At 72.0% G+C, this 7,974-nt stretch carries 6 protein-coding genes; 4 read left to right on the top strand and 2 right to left on the bottom strand.

From position 1 onward, the window contains the following. Nucleotides 1–797 (top strand): amino acid permease (locus AOK16_RS23800; protein WP_157859334.1); only part of this gene is annotated, 797 nt, incomplete at its 5' end. 154 nt (nucleotides 798–951) lie between these two features. After that, nucleotides 952–1,590, top strand: a complete 639-nt coding sequence (locus tag AOK16_RS23805) for a superoxide dismutase (RefSeq protein ID WP_055474178.1) — start codon at nucleotides 952–954, stop codon at nucleotides 1,588–1,590. Between the two features lie 126 nt (nucleotides 1,591–1,716). Here AOK16_RS23805 and AOK16_RS23810 read toward each other — a convergent pair whose 3' ends face one another. Next, entirely contained in the window at nucleotides 1,717–2,352 is a 636-nt protein-coding gene (locus AOK16_RS23810; protein WP_055474179.1) for a mycothiol-dependent nitroreductase Rv2466c family protein, read from the bottom strand. Between the two features lie 198 nt (nucleotides 2,353–2,550). Here AOK16_RS23810 and pepN point away from each other — a divergent pair, with 198 nt between their 5' ends. Then, nucleotides 2,551–5,169, top strand: coding sequence for an aminopeptidase N (gene pepN, locus AOK16_RS23815; RefSeq protein WP_055474180.1), 2,619 nt, complete (start codon nucleotides 2,551–2,553; stop codon nucleotides 5,167–5,169). Between the two features lie 186 nt (nucleotides 5,170–5,355). Next, nucleotides 5,356–6,357 carry a hypothetical protein gene (locus tag AOK16_RS23820; protein ID WP_055474181.1) on the top strand — a complete coding sequence of 334 codons (1,002 nt, stop codon included), beginning with the start codon at nucleotides 5,356–5,358 and terminating at the stop codon, nucleotides 6,355–6,357. Between the two features lie 67 nt (nucleotides 6,358–6,424). On the opposite strand, the gene AOK16_RS23825 is transcribed toward AOK16_RS23820, so the two are convergent. Continuing rightward, the coding region (locus AOK16_RS23825) for a TIGR03767 family metallophosphoesterase (RefSeq protein ID WP_055474182.1) at nucleotides 6,425–7,974 on the bottom strand (1,550 nt) is incomplete at its 5' end.

Below are 7,974 nucleotides of genomic sequence, written 5' to 3' on the forward strand. Positions count from 1 at the left end.
ACGGCGGGTTCCTGCCCAACGGTGTGAACGGCCTCGTCATCGGCCTGCTCGCCTCGGTCTTCGCCTACGGCGGCCTGGAGACGGTCACCATCGCGGCCGCCGAGTCCGAGAACCCGGTCAAGGGCGTGGCCAGCGCGGTGCGTACGGCGATGTGGCGGATCGCGCTGTTCTACGTCGGCTCGATGCTGGTGATCGTCACGCTGATCCCGTGGGACGACGAGGCGGTCGTGGCCCACGGCCCGTACGTCGCGGTGCTGGACCACCTGGGCATCCCGGGCGCGGGCCAGATCATGAACGTGGTCGTGCTGATCGCCCTGCTGTCGGCGATGAACGCCAACATCTACGGCGCCTCCCGCATGGCGTACTCCCTGGTCGCGCGCGGCGAGGGCCCCAAGGCGCTGGGCAAGGTCAGCGGCGGCGTCCCGCGCCGCGCCGTGCTCGCCTCCTCCGCCTTCGGCTTCTTCGCGGTGCTGCTGAGCTGGGTGTGGCCGGACACGGTCTTCAAGTGGCTGCTGAACATGGTCGGCGCGGCGGTCCTGGTCGTCTGGGGCTTCATCGCGGTCGCCCAGCTGCGGATGCGCAAGCGGCTGGAGCGCGAGGAGCCGGAGAAGCTGACGGTCCGCATGTGGGCGTACCCGTACCTGACCTGGTTCGCCCTGGCGGGCGTGGCCGTGGTGCTGCTGCTGATGCTCCGCGAGGGCGACACCCGGACCCAGCTGTACTTCACGGCCGGTCTGACGGTGTTCCTGTCGGTCACGGGCTACGTCCGCTCCCGGGTGGCCGCCGCGCGGAACTGACCGCGCCGCGCACCGACTTCACCACCGTCCGCCCCGCTTCCGTGCGGGGCGGACGGTTTTTTCCTGCCCGCGGCCTGCCGGGCGGCCACCACTTCTTGTTGCTAGGGTGCAGTTGCAAGTAAGTTGCAACAAGCGTTGCCGGAGGGCGTTGGGCATGGCGATCTACACACTTCCTGAGCTTCCGTACGACTACTCGGCGCTGGCGCCCGTCATCAGCGCCGAGATCGTCGAGCTGCACCACGACAAGCACCACGCCGCGTACGTCAAGGGCGCGAACGACACGCTGGAGCAGCTGGGGGAGGCCCGCGCGAAGGACCAGTGGGGGGCGGTCAACGGGCTGGAGAAGAGCCTGGCGTTCCACCTCTCCGGGCACATCCTGCACAGCATCTACTGGCAGAACATGACCGGTGACGGGGGCGGCGAGCCCCTGGAGAAGGACGGGACCGGCGAGCTGGCCGACGCCATCGCCGAGAGCTTCGGCTCCTTCGCGCGGTTCAGGGCCCAGCTCTCCAAGGCCGCGGCCACCACGCAGGGTTCGGGGTGGGGCGTGCTCGCCTACGAGCCGCTGAGCCGGCGGCTGATCGTGGAGCAGGTCTACGACCACCAGGGGAACGTGGGCCAGGGCAGTGTGCCGCTGCTGGTCTTCGACGCCTGGGAGCACGCGTTCTACCTGCAGTACCGCAACCAGAAGGTGGACTTCGTCGAGGCCATGTGGCGGGTCGTCAACTGGCAGGATGTGGCCCGCCGTTACCGCACCGCCAGGGACGGTGCCGCGAACCTCCTGCTGGTGTGATCGTCTTCTCACCCTTCACCTGGCAGGTGTGAAAGGGGAGGCCCCCGCGCGGACGTGACGCGCGGGGGCCTCCCGCTTCCCGGGGCACGGCTGCCAGTGCCGCGCGGGGTCAGTGCCGCGCGGGGGTCACTCGAAGCTGGGCGGAGCCGTGCGGGTGCGCTTGATCTCGTAGAAGCCGGGGATGGAGGCCACCATCAGGGTGCCGTCCCACAGCTTGGCCGCCTCCTCGCCCTTGGGGGCCGGGGTCACGACCGGGCCGAAGAAGGCGATCCGCTCGCCGTCGGAGCCGGGGACGGCGATGACCGGGGTGCCGACCTCCTGACCGACCAGGTCGATGCCCTGGCGGTGGGACTCGCGCAGCTCGGCGTCGTACGCGTCCGAGTCGGCGTACTCGGCCAGTTCCGCCGGGAGTCCGGCATCCGCCAGGGCGCCGAGGACGGCCTCGGGGGTGTTGCCCTCGCCGCGGTTGTGGAAGCGGGTTCCCAGGGCGGTGTAGAGCGGGCCGAGGACCTCGCTGCCGAGCTTCTGCTCGGCGGCGACGGCGACGCGGACCGGGCCCCAGGCCTTGGCCAGCATCTCGCGGTACCCCTCGGGCAGTTCGTCGAGCTTGTCCTCGTTGAGCACCGCCAGGCTCATCACATGCCAGCGCACCCGCACCGGGCGCGCCTTCTCCACCTCGAGCATCCAGCGCGAGGTCATCCACGCCCAGGGGCAGAGCGGGTCGAACCAGAAGTCGACGGGGGTCTTGTCGGTGGCGGTCACTGCGGACTCCTCTGGATCACGACGGCCTGTCACGACGGCCTGCTGACAGCTTCAAGGACGCCAACCCGCTCCCCGTCCCGCCCATTCCCGGCGGCGCGGGGGCTCCCGGCGGCCCGTTGTCAGCGCAGCGTGACACCATGGCGAACGTTCGGCGAGTGGTGGACGAGAACGAGACGAGAACGAGGCGAAGGAGCCGTCGTGCCCGGTGAGAACCTGACCCGCGACGAGGCCCGCGAGCGGGCCCGCCTGCTGTCCGTGGACGGGTACGAGGTGGCGCTCGACGTGCGCTCGGCGGTCGCGCCGGGCGACGACGGGGAGCAGCCGCGCACGTTCGGTTCCACGACCACGATCCGCTTCCGCTGCGCCGAGCCGGGCGCCGCCACCTTCGTGGACCTGGTGGCCCCCGCGGTGGCCTCGGTCGTTCTCAACGGACGGGAGCTGGACCCGGCGGCCGTCTTCGACGGGGCGCGGATCACGCTCGACGGCCTGGCGGCGGAGAACGTGCTGACGGTGGACGCGCGGTGCGCGTACAGCAGGACCGGGGAGGGGCTGCACCGCTTCGCCGACCCAGAGGACGGCGAGGTCTACCTCTACACGCAGTACGAGCCGGCCGACGCCCGCCGGGTCTTCGCCACCTTCGAACAGCCGGATCTGAAGGCGCCGTTCAGGTTCACCGTGACCGCGCCGGCCGACTGGACGGTGCTGGGCAACGGCGCGGCCGAGGGCGGCCCCGAGGCGGCCGGCAGCGGCTCCTCGGTCTGGCGGTTCGCCGAGACCCGGCCGATCTCCACGTACATCACGGCGGTCGTCGCGGGCCCGTACCACGTCGAGCGCAACCACTACCGGCGCGAGCTGCCGGACGGTTCGGTGCTGGAGGTGCCGCTCGGGGCGCTGTGCCGCCGCTCGCTGGCCAAACACTTCGACGCGGACGACATCTTCGCGGTCACCAAGCAGGGCCTGGACTTCTTCCACGAGCACTTCGACTACCCCTACCCCTTCGGAAAGTACGACCAGGCGTTCGTACCGGAGTACAACATCGGGGCGATGGAGAACCCGGGGTGCGTGACCTTCCGCGAGGAGTTCGTCTTCCGCGGCAAGGTCACCCGGACCGCGTACGAGCACCGGGCGACCGTCATCCTGCACGAGATGGCGCACATGTGGTTCGGCGATCTGGTGACCATGGAGTGGTGGGACGACCTGTGGCTCAAGGAGTCGTTCGCCGACTTCATGGGCGCGTTCTCGCTGGTGGAGGCGACCCGGTTCCAGGACGGCTGGATCACCTTCGCCAACCGCCGCAAGTCCTGGGCGTACCGTGCCGACCAGCTGCCCTCCACGCATCCGGTCACGGCCGACATCCGCGACCTGGAGGACGCCAAGCTCAACTTCGACGGGATCACGTACGCCAAGGGGGCGTCCGTGCTGAAGCAGCTCGTGGCCTATGCGGGGCGGGAGGCGTTCCTGGAGGGCGCCCGGCGCTACTTCCGGCGCCACGCGTACGGGAACACGCGCCTGGAGCACCTGCTGGAGGTGCTGGAGGAGACCTCGGGGCGGGACATGGCCGCCTGGTCGCGGGCGTGGCTGGAGACGGCCGGGGTCAACGTGCTGACTCCGCAGGCGACTTATGGGGCAGACGGGCGGATCACTGAGCTCGCCGTCCTCCAGGAAGCGTCCGAGGCGCACCCCGAGCTGCGGCCGCACCGGGTCGCGATCGGGCTCTACCGGCGGACGGAGCCCGCGGGCGCGCTCGTGCGGTACGCGCGCGCGGAGACGGACGTGGCCGGGCCGCGTACCGTCGTGGGCGAGCTGGCGGGGGCCGAGCGGCCTGAGCTGATCCTGGTCAACGACGAGGACCTGACGTACTGCAAGATCCGCTTCGACGAGGTCTCGCTGGACACCCTGCGGGAGCACCTGGGCGACCTGGGCGATCCGCTGGCCCGCGCGCTGTGCTGGTCCGCGCTGTGGAACCTGACGCGGGACGGGCTGATGCCGGCCCGGGACTACCTGGACCTGGTGCTGCGGTTCACCGGGCAGGAGAGCGACATCGGGGTGCTGCAGATGCTGCACGCCTGGGCCAGGCTCGCGCTGACGCAGTACGCGGCGCGGGAGTGGCGGGCCGAGGGCAGCGCCGCGCTCGCCGAGGGGGCGCTGCGGGAGCTGCGGATGGCCGAGCCGGGCAGCGGCCACCAGCTGGCGTGGGCGCGCTTCTTCGCCTCCGTCGCCTCCTCTCCGGCCGATCTCCAGCTGCTGGAGGGGCTGTTGGCGGGCACGGCGCAGATCGACGGCCTGGATGTGGACCAGGAACTGCGCTGGACGTTCCTGGAGCCGCTGGCCGCGCTGGGCGCGGCCGACGCATCAGTGATCGGGGCCGAACTGGCCCGCGACGACACGGCGTCGGGGCGACGCCACCAGGTGCGGTGCCTGGCGGCGCGGCCCTCGGCCGAGGTCAAGGCGCGGGCCTGGGCGGACGTGGTGGAGTCGGACCGGCTCTCCAACGCGCTCGTGGAGGCGACGATCGCGGGGTTCGGGCAGCCGGAGCAGCGCGGGCTGCTCGCGCCGTACGCGCCGCGGTACTTCGAGGCGATCGAGCGGATCTGGCGGGAGCGGTCGATCGAGATCGCCATGGCGATCGTCCGCGGCCTGTACCCCGCGCTCCAGGACGACGAGCGCACGCTGGCGCTCTCCCGGTCCTGGCTCGACGAGCACCCCGAAGCGCCACCGGCCCTGCGCCGCCTGGTCCTTGAGGAGCACGACGAGCTCGCCAGGGCGCTGCGGGCACAGGTGTGTGACGCAGGCGCGTCCGGTACAGGGCGCGCGTGACGGCGCGCGTCCTCGGCACATCCGCGGCGACCTGGGGCGGAGCCCGTCCCACCGATGGTGGACCCTCGTTCGGCGGACCCCCTCTCGGCAATCGAACGCCCGTACTTTAGGGCGGAACAGTCCGGGTTTGTCGACGGGCGTGTAACAGCGGTTAGCGGACGGGGGCCGGGCGGGAATCGCCGGGTCATGAACTACAACACCCCGCTCTCCCCTCGGCCCCTCGCCCACCTCTCCGACGTCCAGCTCAGAGTTCTGACGCTGCGTCAGCTTCGCGAGCACGGCATCACCGCGACCGACGCCGCCGAGCGCAGCCGCCCCGGCGGCTGCTGGCAGCGGCTGCTGCCCGGGATCTTCCTGCTGCACCCCGGGCCGCCCACCAGCGAGGAGCGGCTGCACGCCGCGCTGCTGTACGCGGAGCGGCCGGTCGAGTCCGACGGGCCCTGCGGCGAGGCGATGATCACCGGCCTCACGGCCCTCGCGCTGTACGGCTTCTCGGCCGCTCCCCCGCTGCGCTCCCTAGACCGCGTCGACGTCCTGGTCCCCCACACCCGCCGCCTCCGCTCGGCCGGCCTCGTGCGCATCGTCCGCTCCGGAGAGCTGCCGCAGCCACTGGTGGTCACCGGCGTGCCGGTGGCCCCGGTGGCCCGCGCCCTCGCGGACGCGGCGGCCCAGCTCAACGACGCCACGACCGTACGCCGGCTGCTCACCGAGGCGGTGCGCGACGGGCACTGCGAACCGGGCGTGATCCTGCGGGAGTTGAGCCGGGCGCGGCTGCTGTCGCGGGCGCACGTCGTGGACGCGGTCGACCTGCTCCTCGCGGAGGGCCGTGCGCTCGCCGAGGGCCACCTCTACGAGATGGTCCGCTCCTTCGGCCTCCCCGAGCCGGTCTGGAACGTCGACCTCCGGCTGCCCGCGGGCCCGCACCTCGGCGGTGTGGACGCGTACTGGCCGGAGCAGGCCGTGGCCCTGGAGATCGACGCCCGCACCCCGCGCCAGGACGAGAGCACCACGTGGAGCGAGGGCGCCCGCAAGCGCGAGCACCTCGAACGCCTCGGCATCACCGTCGTCCACACCACCCCGCGCAAGCTCCGCGAAGCGATGGAGCAGCAGGCCGCGGTGGTCCGCACGGCTCTGATGGCCGCCCCGGACCGCGAGCCGGCGGCGTACGTGGTGGTGCTGCCGCGGTGAGCCGGACCTCCCCTTGGGCCGGGCCTCCCCTGACGACAGCCGGCCGCGGTGAGCGGGCCTCCCGCGACTACGGCTTCTTCAGCAGGAGTTCGGTGTTGCGGTCGCCGGGGGTGCCGGAGAGGGTCGCGCGGGTGCCGGGGGCGTTGAAGGACAGCTCCCGGTAGAGGGCGGCCAGGCCGGTCTGGGACAGGTCGGCGAAGTCGGTGCGGTGGGGGGCGGCCGACTCGATGAGCGTGGTGAACAGGGACAGCGTGCCGTCGCCGTTGTCCACCAGCTCGATGACCCGGGCCAGTTGGGGGAAGTCGATGTGCGAAGCGGTGGAGATCTCCCAGAAGGTGCCGTGCGGCGTGATGTCGTTCTTGTGGCTGTGGCCGTTGATCCAGGCCGCGACGTTGCGGTGGCGGCCGAGCAGGGCGAGCACCTCCTCGCCGCCGTGGCGCCGCTCGTCCGGGCGGGCCGGGTCGGGGCGCAGGTTGCGCATGGTCCTGCTGGTGTGGTGGCTGAAGACCAGGGCGTGGCGGCCCTTGTGCTCGGTCAGCACCCGGTCCAGCCAGCGGAGTTGGGCGGTGCCCAGCGAGCCCTCGTAGTGGCCGCCCGGGTCGGTGGTGTCCAGGCTGACGCCGATGACGTCGTCGGAGATCCGGAAGACGTAGTGGAGGCGGCCCGCGGCGAGGTCGGCGGCGGTGTGGCCGTGGCCGACGGGGCCGGCGCCGGTGAACCGGGGGTCGAGGTGGGCCTGGAGGTACTCGCGCGGGGTGAAGGGCGCACGGCCCGGGTCTGGCGTGACGCTCCGCATCTTCCGCCGGCTGGTCTTCAGCACCTCCCTGAACTGCTCGCCCTTGGGGTCGAGCCCCTTCTTGACGGCCTTCCACAGCGCCGCGCCCTCGGCCTCGGGCAGGGTCTCCAACTTGCGTCCGCCGACGGCGAATTCGGCGAAGAAGCCGTCGCCTGGGGCGTAGCAGCCGCCGGGCAGGGAGTCGTGGTTGCCGACGGTGGAGTACCAGGGCATGCGCAGCCCGGGGCTGTTGACCTGGCGTATCGCCGCGTCGAGGAAGCCGTCGATACGCGGGAAGCCCAGCCGCTTGTCGCCGTCGCGCCGCTCGGACTCGGGCTGCCAGTAGAGGTCCAGGCCGCTGTTCTGGACGCCCTCGTAGCGGTGCGGGTCACCGGAGTTGGGGGTGATGCGGCCGCCGCTCATGGCGGTGAGGAACCACTCCAGCTCGGTGCGGGAGTTGTTGTCGGTGTTGTCCCCGGTGGTCATGACGAAGGAGAGCGGCATGCCGGTCGCGGGTCCGCCGGACAGCGCGTTGACCCGCTCGACCAGTGACACGGCCCCGGCCACGGACAGCGCCTCCTGCGGCCGCCAGGCGCTGGCGGTCTGGGCGCGCAGGAACTCGTAGCGCAGCGGGTGCTGGACGTCGACCACGTGCAGGTCGGTGAACTGCACGAACGAGGCGAGGGCCGTACGGCGGTCCGCCCGGCCGGACTTGGCCGCGGCCAGCTCGTGGCGTACGGCACGGGGCCAGGCCGGTCCGTCGGCGAGGCGGCGGTAGCCGCCGGAGCCGCGCGGGGCGGAGACGGTGTCGAGGGTGGTGCCGGCCTTGGACGGGGCGGCGG

It is taken from the genome of Streptomyces pathocidini (genome assembly GCF_001418495.1).
GTDB classification, from domain to species: domain Bacteria; phylum Actinomycetota; class Actinomycetes; order Streptomycetales; family Streptomycetaceae; genus Streptomyces; species Streptomyces pathocidini.